At 43.5% G+C, this 18,672-nt stretch carries 16 protein-coding genes; 12 read left to right on the forward strand and 4 right to left on the reverse strand.

What is annotated here, in order from left to right:
- Positions 1–463: 463 nt before the first annotated feature.
- The 7 genes from glpK to M1L62_RS09530 all read left to right on the forward strand — a co-directional run bounded on the left by glpK (position 464) and on the right by M1L62_RS09530 (position 9,691).
- On the forward strand, positions 464–1,963 hold the full coding sequence (glpK, locus tag M1L62_RS09500; protein ID WP_254412804.1) for a glycerol kinase GlpK: 1,500 nt from the start codon (positions 464–466) through the stop codon (positions 1,961–1,963).
- Positions 1,964–2,080: 117 nt separating this feature from the next.
- On the forward strand, positions 2,081–2,890 hold the full coding sequence (locus M1L62_RS09505) for a 3'-5' exonuclease (protein ID WP_254412805.1): 810 nt from the start codon (positions 2,081–2,083) through the stop codon (positions 2,888–2,890).
- Positions 2,891–3,046: 156 nt separating this feature from the next.
- On the forward strand, positions 3,047–3,385 hold the full coding sequence (gene nuoK / locus M1L62_RS09510) for an NADH-quinone oxidoreductase subunit NuoK (protein WP_090336813.1): 339 nt from the start codon (positions 3,047–3,049) through the stop codon (positions 3,383–3,385).
- 31 nt (positions 3,386–3,416) lie between these two features.
- On the forward strand, positions 3,417–5,333 hold the full coding sequence (nuoL, locus tag M1L62_RS09515) for an NADH-quinone oxidoreductase subunit L (protein WP_254412806.1): 1,917 nt from the start codon (positions 3,417–3,419) through the stop codon (positions 5,331–5,333).
- Positions 5,334–5,404: 71 nt separating this feature from the next.
- The gene (locus M1L62_RS09520) at positions 5,405–6,853 is read left to right on the forward strand and encodes a complex I subunit 4 family protein (RefSeq protein WP_254412807.1); all 1,449 of its coding nucleotides are present in this window, start codon (positions 5,405–5,407) and stop codon (positions 6,851–6,853) included.
- 89 nt (positions 6,854–6,942) lie between these two features.
- Entirely contained in the window at positions 6,943–8,340 is a 1,398-nt protein-coding gene (locus tag M1L62_RS09525; RefSeq protein WP_254412808.1) for an NADH-quinone oxidoreductase subunit N, read from the forward strand.
- A 160-nt stretch (positions 8,341–8,500) separates the two neighbouring features.
- Entirely contained in the window at positions 8,501–9,691 is a 1,191-nt protein-coding gene (locus M1L62_RS09530; protein WP_254412809.1) for a polysaccharide biosynthesis protein, read from the forward strand.
- A gap of 3 nt (positions 9,692–9,694) precedes the next feature.
- Here the strand turns inward: M1L62_RS09530 and M1L62_RS09535 are convergent, their stop codons facing one another.
- Together M1L62_RS09535 and M1L62_RS09540 are read right to left on the reverse strand one after the other, a co-directional pair.
- The gene (locus M1L62_RS09535) at positions 9,695–10,597 is read right to left on the reverse strand and encodes an alpha/beta hydrolase (RefSeq protein ID WP_254412810.1); all 903 of its coding nucleotides are present in this window, start codon (positions 10,595–10,597) and stop codon (positions 9,695–9,697) included.
- Positions 10,598–10,629: 32 nt separating this feature from the next.
- Positions 10,630–11,415: an SDR family oxidoreductase gene (locus tag M1L62_RS09540; protein WP_254412811.1), complete on the reverse strand. Its 786-nt coding sequence runs from the start codon at positions 11,413–11,415 to the stop codon at positions 10,630–10,632.
- Between the two features lie 467 nt (positions 11,416–11,882).
- Here M1L62_RS09540 and M1L62_RS09545 point away from each other — a divergent pair, with 467 nt between their 5' ends.
- From M1L62_RS09545 to M1L62_RS09565, 5 genes are all read left to right on the forward strand, one after another.
- Complete coding sequence (locus tag M1L62_RS09545) at positions 11,883–12,656, forward strand: alpha/beta fold hydrolase (protein ID WP_254412812.1); 774 nt, start codon at positions 11,883–11,885, stop codon at positions 12,654–12,656.
- 117 nt (positions 12,657–12,773) lie between these two features.
- Entirely contained in the window at positions 12,774–13,445 is a 672-nt protein-coding gene (locus tag M1L62_RS09550; RefSeq protein ID WP_254412813.1) for a CBS domain-containing protein, read from the forward strand.
- Positions 13,446–13,524: 79 nt separating this feature from the next.
- Entirely contained in the window at positions 13,525–14,400 is an 876-nt protein-coding gene (locus M1L62_RS09555; RefSeq protein WP_254412814.1) for an NAD kinase, read from the forward strand.
- Positions 14,401–14,426: 26 nt separating this feature from the next.
- Positions 14,427–15,437 carry a dipeptide epimerase gene (locus tag M1L62_RS09560; RefSeq protein ID WP_254412815.1) on the forward strand — a complete coding sequence of 337 codons (1,011 nt, stop codon included), beginning with the start codon at positions 14,427–14,429 and terminating at the stop codon, positions 15,435–15,437.
- Positions 15,434–16,537, forward strand: coding sequence for an aminotransferase class I/II-fold pyridoxal phosphate-dependent enzyme (locus tag M1L62_RS09565; RefSeq protein WP_254412816.1), 1,104 nt, complete (start codon positions 15,434–15,436; stop codon positions 16,535–16,537). The genes M1L62_RS09560 and M1L62_RS09565 overlap by 4 nt, the downstream gene beginning before the upstream one ends.
- A 32-nt stretch (positions 16,538–16,569) precedes the next feature.
- On the opposite strand, the gene tatC is transcribed toward M1L62_RS09565, so the two are convergent.
- Together tatC and pdhA are read right to left on the reverse strand one after the other, a co-directional pair.
- Positions 16,570–17,433 (reverse strand): twin-arginine translocase subunit TatC, encoded by an 864-nt coding sequence (gene tatC / locus M1L62_RS09570; protein ID WP_254412817.1) that lies wholly within the window; start codon positions 17,431–17,433, stop codon positions 16,570–16,572.
- A gap of 137 nt (positions 17,434–17,570) precedes the next feature.
- Positions 17,571–18,599 carry a pyruvate dehydrogenase (acetyl-transferring) E1 component subunit alpha gene (gene pdhA, locus M1L62_RS09575; RefSeq protein ID WP_254412818.1) on the reverse strand — a complete coding sequence of 343 codons (1,029 nt, stop codon included), beginning with the start codon at positions 18,597–18,599 and terminating at the stop codon, positions 17,571–17,573.
- Positions 18,600–18,672 lie beyond the last annotated feature (73 nt).

Genomic DNA, 18,672 nt, shown 5'->3' on the forward strand with positions numbered 1-18,672 from the left:
TGCGTAATTTTTCAAAATTAGGGTTTTTATACCATCTTTCGCAAGAAGGAGAAGTGGGTTAAATAAGGCACGACACGTTCCGATGGAACGTTTGCCTTCGCTATACCTCCTGCGCTTCTACCGATGAGATGTACCTATGGTACATGTAGCAGGTCCCGAGTAGCGCTTCACCCGATCAAACTTTATGTTTTCTATTGATATGATGGTCCTTTGGTATATGTGTCATCCGCTCATTTATACCGTAGGCATATTTCGTGGGTAGAAAGGAATGAGCCGGGTTAGCTGGCGTTCCTTCGGAACGCTTGGTGACGGGACACTTATATTGCTATCTACCGGATGTACCTGGGACACGATATGAAAAATGAACCTAAATGTCCGATACCTCGCTTTTAACATTTGTCCATCCCGTTAAAATTTCTTTATTTACTGACATATTACAAATAAAGACAATCATAATACCATTATGTCAAAATATATTGCCGCCATTGACCAGGGGACAACGAGTACACGTTGCATACTTTTTAATCATCAGGGGAATATTGTTTCTGTCGGACAAAAGGAACATGAACAAATTTATCCGCAACCTGGCTGGGTGGAGCATAATCCGGAGGAGATATGGAAAAATACGCTGGAAGTAATTGCCATCGCGAGGATCAAAGCTTCTGCCACGGCGGCTGATATCGCTGCCATTGGTATAACCAATCAGAGGGAAACTACGGTGGTCTGGAACCGACGGACGGGAAAACCTTATTACAATGCGCTGGTTTGGCAGGATACCCGCACCACCGATCTGGTTGCTAAATATGAGAAGGAAGGCGGTTTAAACCAGTTTCGCGATAAAACGGGATTGCCGGTCTCGACTTATTTCAGCGGATTGAAATTAAAATGGCTTTTGGAAAACGTTGAAGGCCTGCGTGCTGATGCGGAAAAGGGTGACGCGCTTTTTGGAAATATTGATACTTTTTTGATCTGGAATCTTACGGGCGGCGGGCATGGCGGTATTCACGTCACGGATGTTACGAACGCAAGCCGAACGCAGCTTATGAACCTGCACACTTTGCAGTGGGATGAAGATATGCTCGAAGCCTACAACATTCCGGCGGTGATGTTACCCGCAATCAAAAGCAGCAGTGAAGTTTACGGGAATGTAACCAACGAAGTTTTGCCGGGAGTTCCAGTTGCCGGTGATTTGGGCGATCAGCACGCTGCGCTGGTGGGACAAACCTGTTTCGAGCCTGGTATGGCCAAAAATACTTACGGCACAGGCTGTTTCCTTGTGATGAATACCGGGAACGAAATCAAAATGTCTGACAACGGATTGCTTACCACCATTGCTTATCAGTTTGGTAATGAGCCGGTCCAATATGCTTTGGAAGGTAGTGTTGCCGTGACGGGTGCATTGGTACAATGGGTTCGTGACAATATGGGATTGATTGAAAAAAGCAGTGATATCGAAAGTCTGGCGGAAACGGTGGAAGACAACGGTGGCGCTTACTTTGTTCCCGCATTTTCAGGTTTGTATGCGCCATATTGGCGGAATGATGCCCGTGGCGTTATCGCTGGCTTAACCCGGTATGTCAACAAGGGCCATATTGCACGCGCTGTTTTGGAAGCAACGGCCTATCAGACACTGGATGTGGTCAATGCCATGGAGCAGGATTCCGGTATTAAATTGTCATCGCTTCGGGTGGATGGGGGTATGGTGCTCAATCAGCTGCTGATGAAATTTCAGGCTGATATGCTGGATACGCAGGTTGTTTCGCCGGCTGTTGCGGAAACAACAGCACTGGGCGCGGCTTATGCAGCCGGGTTGGCAGTGGGTTATTGGAAAAACACCGATGAATTAAAAAGCAACTGGGCCATCGCGCACACCTGGAATCCGGATATGGAAGTATCTAAAAGAGAGGCATTATACAAAGGATGGAAAAAAGCGGTTACAAAATCGTACGCCTGGATGGATTAATTATTTAGGAAACGTTAAAATGTACTATTTTATAATCTGTATAAACTAAATTCTTTTTTGGCCTGTGTCCCTTTAAAGCGTAACTTCGCGGCGCGAAAACCAAATTAAAGTAGCCTTATGCATACCCTCCATCTTAAAAAGCCGCTTGCTTTTTTTGATCTTGAAACTACCGGTGTCAACATTGCCCGGGATCGGATCGTAGAAATATCGGTGGTGAAGGCTTTGCCAAATGGGGAGACCGAAATTCGTACGCGAAGGGTTAATCCGGAGATGCCTATCCCGTTGGAAAGCAGTCTGATACATGGCATCTATGATGAAGATGTGAAAGATGCTCCGACCTTTAAAATGTTTGCAAAAAATCTTGCAACGTTTCTGGAAGGTTGTGACCTGGCCGGATTTAACAGCAATCGTTTTGACATTCCGATGCTGGTTGAGGAGTTTTTACGGGTTGGTGTTGAGTTTGATATCAAAAACCGCCGTACCGTAGATGCTCAGCGGATTTATCATATGATGGAGCCGAGAAATCTTTCAGCAGCTTATAAATTTTATTGCAACAAATCCCTTGACGACGCGCACAGTGCGGAAGCGGATACGATTGCAACCTTTGAAGTTCTCCAGGGGCAAATTGCTCGTTATGAGGGAATGAAGGTAATCGACTCGCACGGAAAGGAAGTTGGGGAAGTTAAAAATGATGTGGCTGCCCTGCATGAACTTACTGCTTCGAAACTAATCGATTTTGCAGGCCGGATGGTTTACAACGAGAAAGGCGAGGAAGTTTTTAACTTTGGAAAACATAACGGCAAGCGTGTGACAGATGTTTTGAAAAATGAACCTTCTTTTTACGATTGGCTCATGAAAGCGGAATTCCCGCTGGATACAAAACGCAAGCTGACAGAAATAAAATTGCGTGCTTTAACGCAGAGATAACATAATAGATTCGCTTTGCACTTGAGTAAGCGGTATTTATGTCTATTTTTGCCAGTATATAAAAATTGGTTCAGTGGCGGGAGAAAAATCTCCTGGTCCTGAAAATTTTAAATTATTGACTATTTTTAATCGAATACCCATTAAGGTAAATCTGCTATGATCCCGAACCCGAATATACCAGAGGTTATTCAGAATGTCCCGCTTCAATATTATTTAATCCTCAGCACATTACTTTTTGTAATTGGTATCATCGGTGTTCTTACACGCCGTAACGCTATCATTATTTTTATGTCTGTGGAGTTGATGTTAAATGCAGCCAACCTGTTATTGATCGCGTTTTCATCTTTCCGGTCAGACCCTTCCGGTCAGGTTTTTGTGTTTTTCATCATGGCCGTGGCCGCAGCGGAAGTAGCTGTTGGTTTGGCGATTATCGTAATGATTTACCGGAATACGCGTAATACGGACATCGGTTTCCTCAATAAATTGAAATGGTAAGCCTTATTGGTTAATATACAAAATATAGAATATGTCTGCTTCATTACTAGTTCTGATTCCATTATTACCGCTACTGGGTTTTCTGATCAATGGTATCGGATTCCGTTCAATACCCAAAGGTGCAGTTGGAATAATCGGGTCATTAGCTGTTATCGGTAGTTTTGCTCTTTCTTTGAATGCTTTCAATGCATTCGTTTCCGCTGGAAGCACTCCTTTTGTTTTACCGCTTTTCAACTGGATCACAGTAGGCGATCTTAACATTCCGTTTTCTTTCCAAATCGATCAGCTTTCGCTGTTAATGCTGATGATCATTACGGGAGTTGGGTCGTTAATACATATTTACTCAATTGGTTACATGAAGCACGATGAAGGTTTCGGTAAGTTTTTCGCTTATCTGAATCTTTTCCTTTTCTTCATGTTGCTGCTTGTGCTTGGTTCCAATTATGTGATCATGTTCATCGGTTGGGAAGGTGTAGGACTTTGTTCATATCTGCTGATCGGATTTTGGAATAAAAATACAAATTACAACAATGCTGCCCGTAAGGCATTCATTATGAACCGTGTGGGTGATTTAGGATTCCTTTTAGGGATTTTCACCATCATCGCCACTTTCGGTTCAGTTGAATATCTTGAAGTTTTCAGCAAGGCGACTGGCTTTCAGGTTGGTGATCCGATAATTATCACGATTACATTGTTCCTGTTTATCGGCGCTATGGGAAAATCGGCACAGATTCCATTGTATACCTGGTTGCCGGATGCGATGGCGGGCCCGACGCCTGTTTCTGCCCTGATCCACGCGGCAACGATGGTTACGGCGGGTATCTACATGGTGATCCGCTCAAACGTCCTCTATTCGCTGGCTCCTTCAACACTGGAACTGGTAGGCATTATTGGTGGTGCAACTGCGCTTTTTGCTGCATCCATCGGTCTTTTACAAAACGATATCAAAAAAGTACTGGCATATTCTACGGTTAGTCAGCTGGGTTATATGTTCATGGGCTTGGGAGCGATGGCTTATTCGGCCTCGATGTTCCACGTAATCACCCACGCATTCTTCAAAGCACTTTTATTCCTTGGTGCCGGTAGCGTTATTCACGCCATGTCCGACGAACAGGATATCCGTTCGATGGGTGGTTTGCGTAAAAAACTTCCTGTTACTTTCCTGACATTCCTTATTGCGACGATTGCAATTTCCGGTATTCCGCCGTTTGCAGGTTTCTTCTCAAAAGATGAAATTCTGGCGCATGTATTTGAGCACAACAAATTGCTTTGGGTAGTTGGTGTACTTGGCTCGCTGATGACTTCTTTCTATATGTTCCGTCTGCTTTTCCTTACTTTTTTTGGAAAATTCCGCGGTACACACGATCAGGAGCACCATTTGCATGAATCACCTGCATCAATGACTGTACCTTTGATGATCCTTGCGGTTCTTTCTGCTTTGGGTGGGTTTATCGGTGTTCCGGAAGCATTGCATGGCACGCATCACCTGGCCGAATTTATGAGCCCTTTGTATGAAGGCTCCCGTCAGGTTAATCCCGAGGCATTCCTGCCAACAACACTTACACATTCAGAAGAGTACATTTTAATGGCCGTTTCGGTGGGTGTGGCCTTGCTTTCTTTAATTGTGGCTTACGTCATGTATGTTCAGAAGGAAAGTGTACCGGCACCTGATTCGGAGGAAAAATCAGCGATACAGAATCTTGTTTACAATAAATATTATGTAGACGAACTATACAATGCTGTTTTTGTAAAGCCAATAAAGCTGTTGTCAACGGCATTATACAGTTTCGGAGAATTCTTCATTGATCTGTTTGTTGACGGCGCAGCAAGGCTTGTCAGATTCCTTGGTGGATTATTGCGTAAAACACAGACAGGTTCGACCGGAGATTATGTGTTTGCCATGGTCCTGGGCATTGTGGTTATTCTATTCTGGAAGCTGTTGTTATAAGCATTTGTTGAAACTGACATATTAAATATTTATACCGTTCACCATTTATTGCTGACCGTTGACTTGAAAATATGCTTACTCTTCTTTTAATACTTTTGCCCATTGTGGCTGGCGTTATTACCCTTACTGTTGGTGCTAATTCGGCAAAACAGGTAGCGCTCATTGGCGCTCTTGCAGAGTTGGGACTTGCCCTTTTTGTATGGTCTCAATTTGACCCGGCTGCCGGTGTTCAGTTTGCTTTCAAATACAACTGGCTTGCATCAGCAGGTATTTCTTTTGGTGCGGGACTGGACGGAATCAGTTTGGTGCTGGTATTATTGACCGCATTTCTAACGCCGCTTATCATACTTTCAACATTTGGACACACGTACAAGAATGGATCTGCTTTTTATTCGCTGATCCTTTTCATGTCTGCTGCACTGGTTGGCGTATTTTCGGCAACGGATGCTTTCCTGTTTTATCTTTTCTTCGAAGCGGCGCTTATTCCTGTCTATTTCCTTGCAGCTGTCTGGGGTGGGGAAAATCGTCTGAAAGTCACTTTCAAATTCTTTATTTACACGATGTTCGGTAGTTTGTTCATGCTGGTTGCGTTGATCTACCTTTATTACCAAACACCGGGTACGCATACTTCCGATATTACCGCATTCTATCAGTTACAGTTATCTGCCAAATCGCAGGGATTTGTATTCTGGGCTTTCTTTGTTGCTTTTGCTATCAAAATGCCTTTGTTTCCTTTCCACACCTGGCAGCCGGATACATATACCGAATCACCAACGCCGGCAACGATGCTTCTATCCGGCATCATGCTTAAAATGGGGGTTTATGGTCTGATCCGCCTGTTACTTCCTATCGTTCCGCTTGGTTTGGAAACATGGGGGTTATTGGCCGTGATCTTGTCCGTGATCGGAATTATTTACGGCTCAATCATCGCGATTCAGCAGCGTGATATGAAACGTCTTATAGCTTATTCGTCTTTCGCCCACGTTGGGTTGATGGCAGCAGGTGTTTTTGCATTCTCCATTACGGGTTTGCAGGGAGCAATCATTCAAATGCTTGCACACGGGATTAACGTGGTAGGTTTATTCTTTGTGATCGATATTATTCTGGATCGTACAAAAACGCGTAATCTTGACCAATTGGGAGGTATCACACAAATGGCACCTCAGCTGAGCGTTTATTTTATGATCTTGCTTTTGGGAAGCGTTGCCTTGCCTTTGACCAATGGTTTCGTTGGCGAATTCCTTTTACTATCAAGCGTTTTTGCATTCAATAGTTGGTTGGGGGCAATCGCCGGTGTGACGATTATCCTTGGATCGGTTTATATGCTTCGCTTGTTCCAGATGTCTATGTTTGGTCCAAAATCCAAATGGGCAGAGGGTTTCAAAGATCTGACATTGAGCGAACGTGCCGTGTTATTGCCGTTGGTGATCATGGTTTTATGGATAGGGATTTATCCGGGTACGTTTTTGAGTATTTCCGAACCAGCCGTAAAAAATCTGTTGCAACTGGTTGGAAAATAATTGTCTGGAAAAGAATTAATTAATATAGTCTGATAGCCGAAAGCCAACCGCCGAAAGCTTCTATTAATGACAAACGATAATAAATAATTATGTATCCCATTGTTTTGTTGTCAGTTCTTGGAATCGTAACACTCTTCCTAGGGTTCTCGAAATCGAAGAATATCTTATTGCCTTCCACGCTGCTTTTTCTTGCCGTTGCTCTGGCAGGTAATTTCTTAGAATGGAATCAGGGGCCATTGTTGTATTTCTATGACATGTTCCGGGTTGATAACCTTACACTGGCATTTAATGGAATCGTACTCGCTTCCGCTTTTATGATCGTTGCGATCTCTGGAGGTTTTCAGGATAATGCAGAAGCAGAACCTGCCGAATATTATTCTCTGATGTTGTTCTCGCTTGTGGGAGCCATCATGATGATCGGGTTTGAGCACCTGATTATGCTTTTCATCGGTGTTGAAATTCTTTCCGTTGCTATGTATGTTCTTACAGGTAGCAACAAGCGTAATTTACGTTCGAACGAAGCTGCGTTGAAATACTTCCTGATGGGGGCATTTGCAACCGGTATCATGCTTTTCGGGATAACATTGCTTTATGGTGCAACCGGTTCTTTCGACCTTACCACGATTCAGGCATTTGTTTCTACCACACAACAGGCGGTTCCTTCTTACCTTTTGTATGCAGGTTTACTGCTGCTGATGATTGGTATGCTGTTTAAAGTTTCTGCTGCTCCTTTTCACTTCTGGACTCCAGACGTTTATGAAGGTGCCCCAACGATTTTTACGACATATATGTCAACAATTGTAAAAACAGCCGGTTTTGCTGCACTTTACAGATTGTTGTCCCACTCATTTACCGGCATTTACGGTTTCTGGTGGATTGTTATCGCAGTCATCGCCATCCTGACCCTTATGGTTGGAAATATCGGTGCTGTAACGCAGAACAGCTTTAAGCGTATGATGGCTTATTCCGGGATTTCTCATGCCGGTTATTTGCTGATAGCACTTACGGCATTGTCGAAGCCAACGCAGAACGCCATTGTGTTTTATTCCATGGCTTACTCTTTGTCGACGATTGCGGCATTTGGAGTTTTAATGCTTGTTTCGAAAGAAAAAACGTTGGAAGGGCAGCCGGACGAGCGTTATGACGCGTTCAATGGCTTGGCAAAACAAAATCCTTTCCTCGCTTTTGTCATGACTGTTGCGATGTTATCGTTGGCAGGAATTCCATTAACAGCAGGTTTCTGGGGGAAATTCTTTGTATTCAGCAGTGCGGCAGACAGAGGTATTATCTGGGTTCCGGCTGTTGCGGTTTTAATGTCGACTGTCGGTATTTATTATTACTTCCGCGTCATTATCGCTTCTTACCTGAAAGAAGGGGATATTGCAGAAATCCGGGTTGCACCGTTTTACAAGATCGTTTTGATCCTGGCGACGGTACTTACGATCCTGTTTGGCTTGGCACCGGGCTTACTGGAAGGACTTATTTAGATCAAAAATTTTACATTACAATATATCGTAGAAAGAGTTACATCCTTGATGTAGCTCTCTTTTTGTTACTTTTTGTAAAATCGACGTAAGTATTAAGTCACGTCATAACGTTAAGAAAAATCTTCAATAGTCCGTAATTAAACCTTTAATTATAGTTGCTATGACAGATTTTTTACTCAGAAACACACACCCGTCAGAAAATTCCTTCCAAGGAAATCAACTTCTCAAATTCAACATTGCAGACCTTCTCGATCGTGAAATTATTGATTTGAATAAGGAGAATATCAGTGAATTTATAAAAGACAGGAAAATCATGATCACAGGAGCTGCCGGATCCATCGGGAAGGAGCTTCTGAAGCAGATTATTTCATTTAAACCTAAGCAATTGCTGCTTATCGATTCACATGAATCGGGGATATATGAACTTGATACATTGCTTGGTGAAATAGCACCGGGTGAAACAGATGTTCAGACCATACCGGCCAATATCACAGATAGCCACCGGATGATGCATCTTTTTAAGCGATATCATCCGCAGATTGTCTTCCATGCTGCCGCAAACAAGCACGTACCGATGATGGAAAAACATCCGTATGAGGCGATCAAAAACAACATTTTTGGGACGGTATTACTCGCAGATCTATCGGCTCAGCACAAGGTTGAAAAATTTATTTTTATCTCTACGGACAAGGCGGTTAATCCGTCGGGTGTCATGGGGGCCAGTAAACGTGTTTGTGAGATGTATTTGCAAAGTCTGAACAACAAGCCCGGTGTTACGACCAAGTTCGTTACAATTCGTTTTGGAAATGTTCTGGGGACCCAAGGCTCCGTGTTACCGCTTTTTGTTAAGCAGATCAACGACCGGTCGGCCTTAACCTTAACACATCCTGAAATGACACGTTATTTTATTACGGTTCAGGAAGCTTGTCTGCTGGTATTGGAGGCCGGAACCATTGGCCGGGCAGGGGAGGTTTTTGTTTTTGATATGGGCGAACCGGTTGTGATTAAAAGCATGGCCGAAAAGCTCATCGGGTTGGCGGGACTGGAAACCGGAACGGATATAAAATTGATATACATTGGTCTTCGTCCGGGAGAAAAACTTTTGGAAGAACGCTTAAAAAACGACGAAGAGAACAGTGCTACACACCACGCAAAAATAACGATCGCATACCTGAAACCGGTTTGCAGTCATACTATAAACGGGATGTTGCTGCTTTTGGAGCAAGCCATGGAAACCGGTGATGATGACAAAATGGTCTCGGTTTTGAAAGACCTTGTTCCTGAATATATCAGCAATAACTCCCGGTTTGAAAAACTTGATTTGATAAAAAAAGAGAATATTCGGGTCTAGTCCTCAGGGAATAAACTGATTTGTTTTCATCCAGTTAAGGCATTGATCAAACCAGACATCAAAAGCCGGAGTTTTAAGATAACCGTGCTCGCCTTTGGAATAGAGGTGCAGATCGGCCGGGACCTTGTTTTTATTTAACGCCTCATAAAACATTAAACTGTTCGAAACAGGTACGACCGTATCATCGCCGGCATGTGTCAGGAACGTTGGCGGTGTTGATTGCTTAACCTGCAATTCGCTCGAAAAATAGTTGACCTTTTCTTCGGTTGGGGCTTGCCCAATGAGATTTGCCCGCGACCCCTTATGTCCCTGAGCTTCCAGAAAACTGATAACCGGGTAAACAAGAATCATAAAATCGGGTCTCAGGCTCGTACCTGACTTATTTTCAACGAGGGGATTGTCAAAATGTGTTCCGGCGGTTGACGCAAGATGGCCGCCTGCAGAAAATCCCATAATGCCGATTTTACCGGTATCAAGGTTCCATTCCTTTGCTCCTTCACGAACCGTTTTCATGGCTTGCTGGGCATCCTGTAATGGCCCGATGGATTTATCTTCAAGCGTCTTGTCACTCGGAAGACGGTATTTTAAAACAAAAGCAGTGATGCCCACCTTGTTAAATGCCCGGGCTACTTCAAATCCTTCCCTTTCGATCACCAGAACACCGTAGCCACCACCCGGACAGATAATTACAGAAGCCCCGTTTGACGTACCTTCTTTGGGCAGAAAAACAGAGAGCGTGGGCTGCGAAACGTTTCTTACCACACCTTTCACTGTCGTTTCGTCATTGGCAGCTGATCTGGCGTTGGGAATTTTGCCGGGGTATAAAGGAATTTCCTTTTGGCCAAAACAGGATATGGAAGCGCTCATCCATATGATCAGCAGCAGAGAAGAACTGTAAAATTTCATAACAAGCGGTTTTTAGGGCAGGTAGATTTGAGTTATTCGCTGATGGCGCGATCCAGATGAACATAACCGCCGTCGACATGAATAAGCTGACCAGTCGTATGGCTTGAACGTGCGGAAAGCAGGAATGCAGTCATATTGGCAATTTCTTCTGCGGTTGTCATCCGGTTTTCCAATGGAATTTTACTGATAATGGAAGCGAGTTTTTCGTCAGGATTTGGCAATGTCCTGATCCACTTTTCGTACAAAGGCGTGTAACATTCGGCCACGATGATGGCGTTGACACGGATTCCATAAGGCAATAACTCTACCGCCCATTCGCGGGTTAATGCACTCCGGCCTCCATTGGCTGCTGCGTAGGCAGAGGTACCGCCTTGTCCGGTTTCTGCCGTTTTTGATCCGATATTTAAAATGGCGCCTTTTGATTTTTTCAATGCAGGCAGGGCATGATGAACAATCAGATAATAGTGGATCAGATTGCTGTGCAGGCTTTGGATAAACTTTTCATAACTCCCGTTTTCCAGCCCGACGCCATCGTTTACGCCAGCATTATTGACAACGCCCTCTATCCGGCCAAAAGTGTCGAGGATTACTTTGACGGCTCTTTCACATTCTTCCGGCTTCGATAATTCTGCGGCAACCTGAAATGCTCTGCCACCTTCCTGTTCTATTTCTGCGACAGCTTCCAGGTTGTCAGCTTCATTTCTGCCGATGATAACGGGAATTGCACCTTCCCGGGCCAACACGTTGGCAATCCCTTTTCCGATACCCTTCGCGCCGCCTGTTACAATAATAACCTTGTCCCTAAGTTCCAGATCCATATTTTTGATTGTTCTAATTTTTTTCTAATTCAGATACAAATTACTTATTATTAAATTTCGGCTTTCAACAGGTTAATGGTAAATTGAGGCAGGATCGCCTCTTGTACCATCTTCACGCATGATAGTTTTCTTTTACTCAGCCAGTCACAAGTAAACGAAGACAATTTGCAGTAAAATTTACCCACAGAAATTAAGATCAATTTAATTACAGCACGGTTCACGGGAACTAATATCACAAATTGCACCTTTCTATGTAAATCTTATTAATAACGATATATTAATATAATATTTACAAGAAAATAAAATGATATTAATTGTCTGCTACCTACGGACAATCTAAAAAAAAGAACTAGTTTTGTATACTATCGGAAAAGTGCATTTGTTTTTTTTCTATATTTTTAGTGGAAATAATTGAACTCTTTCGCTTTTAAAGAAATTCTGAATAAAAAATAACCCCTGGTAACAGAATGAAATATACGGTACATGCAGAAGGCAAGTTTCAATTCATCGACGAAGGAAAGGGCGAAACATTATTGCTGTTGCATGGGCTTTTCGGCGCTTTGAGTAACTGGGACGGGATTATAGAATGTTTCTCTGATCGATATCGGGTGATCATTCCTTTATTACCAATTTATGAGCTGCCTCCGCGCGAGGCTGGCCTGGATGCGCTATTGGCCTTTCTGGAAGATTTTGTTGCGTTTAAAAATCTGACAAATGTGACGGTTCTGGGTAATTCCCTGGGCGGACATATCGGTCTGCTTTATACTTTAAAGAATCAGGAAAATGTCCAGCGTCTTGTATTGACAGGAAGTTCCGGTCTTTTCGAGAACTCCATGGGCGGGTCTTTCCCGAAAAGAGGAAGTTATGAATACATCAGAGAACGTGTGGCCTACACTTTCTATGACCCTGAAGTTGCGACAAAAGAACTTATTGACGAAGTTTTTGAAACGACTTCAAGCATTCCGAAATGCATGAGCATTGTGGGCATCGCTAAGTCGGCACAACGTCATAATCTTGCAAAAGATCTATATAAAATCAAGGTTCCAACGTTATTGGTGTGGGGACTGAATGATACGATTACACCACCGCATGTGGGTTATGAATTTAACCGTCTCATCGCAGGTTCGGAATTGCACTTTATAGATAAGTGTTGTCATGCACCCATGATGGAGCATCCCGATAAGTTTAATGTCATAGTAGAACGCTTTTTAGAAAAACATGCCTCGGTTCCGGTGGAATAGTCATTTTTTAAAGAGCCTTTAACGGCTCTTTTTTGTTATACAAAATATTCTTTTTACGTGAAAGTTGACAGGTATTCAGTTTTTTCATAGATTCGATAAAAACACTCTTTTTCAGTTATGCTAGCTGCATCGTTAATTAATCCCATGATACCCATACTGAAACTTACCGATACGGTAGGTACAGCCTTGGATTGGATGGATGAATTTCGGACAAGGCAGCTCGTTGTAGCTGATTCCGGGATATACAGAGGAATTGTGTCGGAGGATATTCTTTTTGATATCGCGGACACTACCCAGCCGATTGCCCGGATTATTATCCAGCATGAAGATGTTTTTGCGACCGAAGACAACCATCCTTATGAATTGCTGCGGCTTGTGAATGAATTTGCTTTGGATGTAATTCCGGTGGTGCATGAAAATAAATCGATAACAGGCTGTATCCTTGTCAGAGATCTGATCGAAAAGTTTGTAAGCGAGCTGGGAATTCAGGAAAAAGGAGCTGTGATTGTTTTGAAAATAGCGGAACGGGATTATTCTTTATCGGAAATCAGTCGTTTGATCGAATCCAATGGCACAAAAGTGCTGAGCAGCTATTATTCTTCCAGCGAAACATTACATCCTGCCGATCAATCGTTGCTGACTTTGAAGCTAAACCGTACGAATATCACGCCGGTAATCGCCACATTGGAGCGTTTTGGGTATGATATTGAAGAAGCCCATGCCAATGATCCGATCGAAAGTGTGGATCAGGAGCGGCTGGACATGCTACTTCGTTATTTAGCAACATAATTTTCCCGGAATAGTACATTGCCAATCGGCGTTTTGTCCCGTATCTTTCGGGCAAAAAGGATCACATACTTTTTCTTTCATGAAAATAGCCATTCACGGACGCAACTTTAATGAGTCTGCCCGCCCGTATATAGAATCTATGTTCAGTGAGTTGACGCGTCGCCATATTGAGGTGCAGCTTTCTGAATCGTTTCGGTCCTTTTTGGATACCCAGGGTATCCGGCATTATTCACATTTGGTTTACGGCAACCCGGACGAACTTTGTGACGCACGGCTGGTGGTGAGCATGGGTGGAGATGGTACGCTTCTTGAGACCATTTCGCACGTTGGCAAAAGAAGAATTCCCGTGATCGGAATCAATGTTGGCCGTTTGGGTTTTCTTGCAACGGTCTCTCCTGAGCGTATTTCAGACATGATTGAAGCGCTGGAAAATAATCAGTATAAAATTGACGAACGGACGCTTGTAAAAGTCGAGTCCAATATAGATTTATTTGAAGGAAGAAATTTTGGGCTGAATGATTTCACGATCACCAAAACGGATACCGCTTCCATGATCACAGTTCATACTTATCTCAATGACGAATTTCTGAATTCGTACTGGGCAGACGGACTGATTATTTCCACACCGACGGGCTCAACAGGATATTCATTAAGCTGTGGCGGACCGGTACTTGTGCCGCATTCGCAGAATTTCATTATCACTCCGGTTAGCCCGCATAACCTGAATGTCCGTCCGCTTGTCGTTGAAGATTCTTCTGTAATAAGGCTGGAAGTGAAAAGTCGCAGTAATAACTTTCTGGTATCGATGGATTCCCGTTCGAGGGTGGTGGATGAAGTGACGGAACTCACGGTAAGCAAAGCTGATTTTACCGCACGATTGATCAAAATGAGAGATGACAGTTTCCTGGATACGCTGCGCAGCAAACTGTCGTGGGGGCTTGATATGAGAAATTAGATAAACCTATACCTTACACATACAGCATGCAGATCCTATTCCATCCCTATGACCTTGAACTGAAACACACGTTTACCATCGCTCACGATTCCCGCGATGTGCAGCCCACACTGATTGTGGAACTAAGGGATGGAGCATTCAGCGGATATGGCGAGGCTACTTCCAACCCGTATTATGGGGTGACGATAGAAAAAATGATTGCCTCGCTGGAAAGTATCCGTTCAATCATTGAAGAGGACCCGCTGACATCTCCGGAAGCGCTTTGGGCGAAAGTAAATCCTTATCTGGCCACAAATTCCTTTGCACAATGTGCTCTGGACGAAGCGGCGAACGACCTCTTCGCCAAGAAAAAGGGACAGAAACTTTATGAAAGCTGGGGTTTGTCCGTTGACGAGAACCCGCTGACGAACTTCACCATTGGCATTGATACCGTTGAAAAAATGGTGTCAAAAATGCAGGAACTTCCCTGGCCGATTTATAAAATAAAACTGGGTACAGACGACGATCTTCGGATTGTGAGGGAATTGCGGTCGCATACCGATGCTGCGTTCCGTGTGGACGCAAATTGTGCATGGACGGCCGATCAGACTGTTAAATTCTCAGGTGAACTGAAAGCACTGGGCGTTGAATTTATCGAACAGCCTTTGCCCGCTGAAGATGTAGAAGGTATGCAGAAGGTTTTTGCACAAAGTGAATTGCCTGTTATCGCCGATGAAAGCTGTATCCTGGAAAGTGACGTGGTAAAATGTTACGGCCTTTTTCACGGAGTAAACATAAAACTTACAAAATGCGGCGGATTGACGTCGGCCAGGCGTATGATCGCCGAAGCGAGAAACCTCGGAATGAAAACCATGGTGGGCTGCATGACCGAATCCAGTGTGGGTATTTCAGCCATTGCCCATTTACTTCCTTTACTTGATTACGTGGATATGGACGGTTCTTTGCTGATCAGAAATGATCCTGCAATGGGCGTAACTTTTGACTATGGCAAAGTTATCTATGCCTCAGAAAATGGCACCGGAGCCCTCTTAAAATGAACATCTACCCGAGCAACCATCTTCCCGACCGCAAGGTTTTTATAAACAACGGAAAGGAATATCTGTGGTTTAGCGGGACGGATTATCTCGGCATGGGCCACCACAAAGAATTTCGCTCTTATCTTGAAGAAGGAATTGCGCAGTATGGCACACATTACGGGAGTTCCCGAAACAATAGCCTGAGGCTGACAATTTATGAGGAAGCGGAAATTGCGTTGGCGGATTACGCCGGTGCTCCCATGGCGCTCACAACTTCGTCAGGCATGTGGGCGGGGCAGTTGTTGGTAAAAGAGTTACCTCAGATTATATCTTCGGTTTTACAAACGGATGATTTTAGTCTTCCTAAAATCCACTACCACTATGCGCCCGGCGTTCATCCGGCGTTATGGGGACCATCTTATAAATCAACTCAAACAAATTGGGAAAGCTGGGCGGAAAAAACCATTTCCAAAATTCAGGAAAGCAGGCATGACGACGTGCACGTGATACTGTCAGATTCGGTAGGCTCGCCTTTTGTAGAAAGTTTTGACTTTTCGATCTTCAAAAAACTTCCTTTTTACAGGCAGATATTTCTTGTGGCGGATGACTCTCACGGTTTTGGGGTTCTGGGAAAAAATGGGAACGGCGTTTATCAGGCGCTATCGGCAATCCAACAGGTTAAACTGGTGGTTGTTTCTTCATTAAACAAGGCTTTGGGTATTCCGGGAGGTGTAATTTTAGCGGATGAAAATATCGTTGCTACGATACGTAAAAGTCCGTTTTTTGCAGGAGCGTCACCGACAGTACCTGCCTACATCTATGCGCTCAAAAAACTGCTGGAAACGAATGCTTATCCTATGTCCCACGAGCGGTTAATGAATAATATTGGCGAGATAGCGACAACTTTGTCCAAAACAAACCTCTTTGTTCATAAAGAGGATTACCCGGTATTTTGTAGTTTGGATGGCAGTTTGTTTAGTTTTCTGGAAGAAAATGGTATTCTGACATCATGTTTTTCATATCCTCAGCCAACAGATTTGCCCGTTACCAGGCTGGTGATCGGTGCGATACATCAAAAAGAAGACCTCGACCGATTGGCCGAGGTCTGTATGAAATTTTAAATTTCTTCTTTTAAACTGATGTCATTAACCATTTATAATGGTCCCTGCATCGCTTTTTCTTCGCGTAGTTTTTCTCTTTCTACTTTTCTCGAAACCAGAATACTCACTTCGTACAGGAGCAATAGCGGAATCGCTACCAGAATCTGGCTGTAAATATCCGGTGATGGAGTAATAATCGCTGCAACGATCAGAATAACGATCATGGCATGTTTGCGATATTCACGCATGAAACTTGGCGTTAAAACGCCTACTTTCGAAAGAACATATACCACGATAGGCAATTGAAATGCAATACCGCAGGCTAATGTCAGTGTGGAAACCAGCGAGATATAAGACGCAAGACTGAATTCATTGATAATGGCCTCATCCAGCGTGTAGTTTGCAAGGAAGTTGATGGCCAGGGGCGATACGATGAAATACCCAAAAATAACGCCGGAAAAGAACAGGAATGTTACATAGAAAACAGCTCCCTGAGCCGATTTACGTTCAGAAGCTTTAAGTCCGGGTTTTATAAAACGCCATATTTCCCAAAATGCGTAAGGGAATGCAAATATTAATCCCGCAATAACCGACGACGTCATACTCATGGTAAACTGGTCACCCATTCCGATGGTTTGCAGTTTAAAATTGAGTTCCTTAACACAGAGTTCGTCGTATCCCACCTTTTCCGACAGCAAACACAACATTCTGTAAGTCCAGAAGTTTGGCTGTGAAGGGGCAATAATTACGTAATGATAAATCTCCTTAATGTAAATAAAAGCTAGAATAGCAAAAACTAAAATAGATCCGATTGCACGGATAACATGCCATCTTAATTCTTCAAGGTGTCCGATAAATGACATCTCCTGGCCGGCTCCATCTTCTTCTTCGTGCTCAAATTCTTGATCTAAGGGCATACTATATTTAGGTATTGATCACTATATACGGGGAAAAGTAAGATTGCGATCTTTTTTATTAGCGAAAACTCGAAATTACTCAAAAAACCCGTCGGATCATTTCGACGGGTTTCTTTTAATAACGTTATAATCAAAAATTAATCCATAATGAATGGATAGTCATTTTCAGCGTAAACATCTGTGTAAGCTTCCGATGCATCCGGGAAATCCGAATCTTCTGCAAACTGTACAGATTCAGCTACGATCTCCTTTACTTTTTTGTCGATCGCTTCAAGATCTTCTGCCGTTGCAAGATTGTTATCCAAAATTACAGCTCTGATTTGCTCGATCGGATCGCGGTGTTTGTATTCCTCAACTTCTTCTTTCGAACGATATTTTTGAGGATCAGACATTGAGTGTCCACGGTAACGATACGTACGGAATTCAAGGAAAGTTGGTCCGTCGCCTTTACGTGCACGTTCTGCTGCGCGGGAAACGGCTTCATGAATGGCTTCCACGCTCATTCCGTCAACTGGTTCCGAAGGAATATCGTAAGCTTCTCCCAATGTGTACAATTCTGTAACGTTGGATGAACGCGCTACGGAAGTTCCCATCGCATAACCATTGTTTTCAACAACGAAAATAACAGGTAATTTCCAGGTCATCGCCATGTTCAGCGCTTCGTGGAACGCACCCTGGCGAATCGCTCCGTCCCCAAAGTAACAGATGCAAAGTTTGCCTGTTTTGTTATACTTTTCAGCAAACGCAATACCCGCTCCCAAAGGAATTTGGGCACCAACAATACCATGTCCTCCAACAAAGCCATTCTCCTTATCGAAAATGTGCATAGAACCACCTTTTCCTTTGGTTGTTCCTGTTTTCTTTCCGTAAAGTTCAGCCATAATCGCTTTTGGATCTGTTCCCAGAGCCAAAGGGATACCATGGTCACGATAAGCAGTGATGTATTTGTCTCCTTTTGTCAACGCAGTGGCAGCTCCCGAAGAGCATGCTTCCTGGCCAATATAAAGGTGGCAAAAACCACGGATTTTCTGCTGTCCGTAAAGTTGGCCAGCTTTCTCTTCAAACCGGCGTTGTAATAACATGTTCTCGAACCAGAACATATAGCGTTCTTTCGAATGCTTTAATTTGGGGGCTGATGCTTTCTTTTTTTCAGTAACGGTGGCCATGTATTTGGTTCTCGTTTATAAAGACAGAACTTTGTCTTAAAGTTAGTGGTTTGAACAAGATCTGTTTTTGCCG

It is taken from the genome of Dyadobacter diqingensis, from assembly GCF_024220585.1.
GTDB classification, from domain to species: Bacteria; Bacteroidota; Bacteroidia; order Cytophagales; family Spirosomataceae; genus Dyadobacter; species Dyadobacter diqingensis.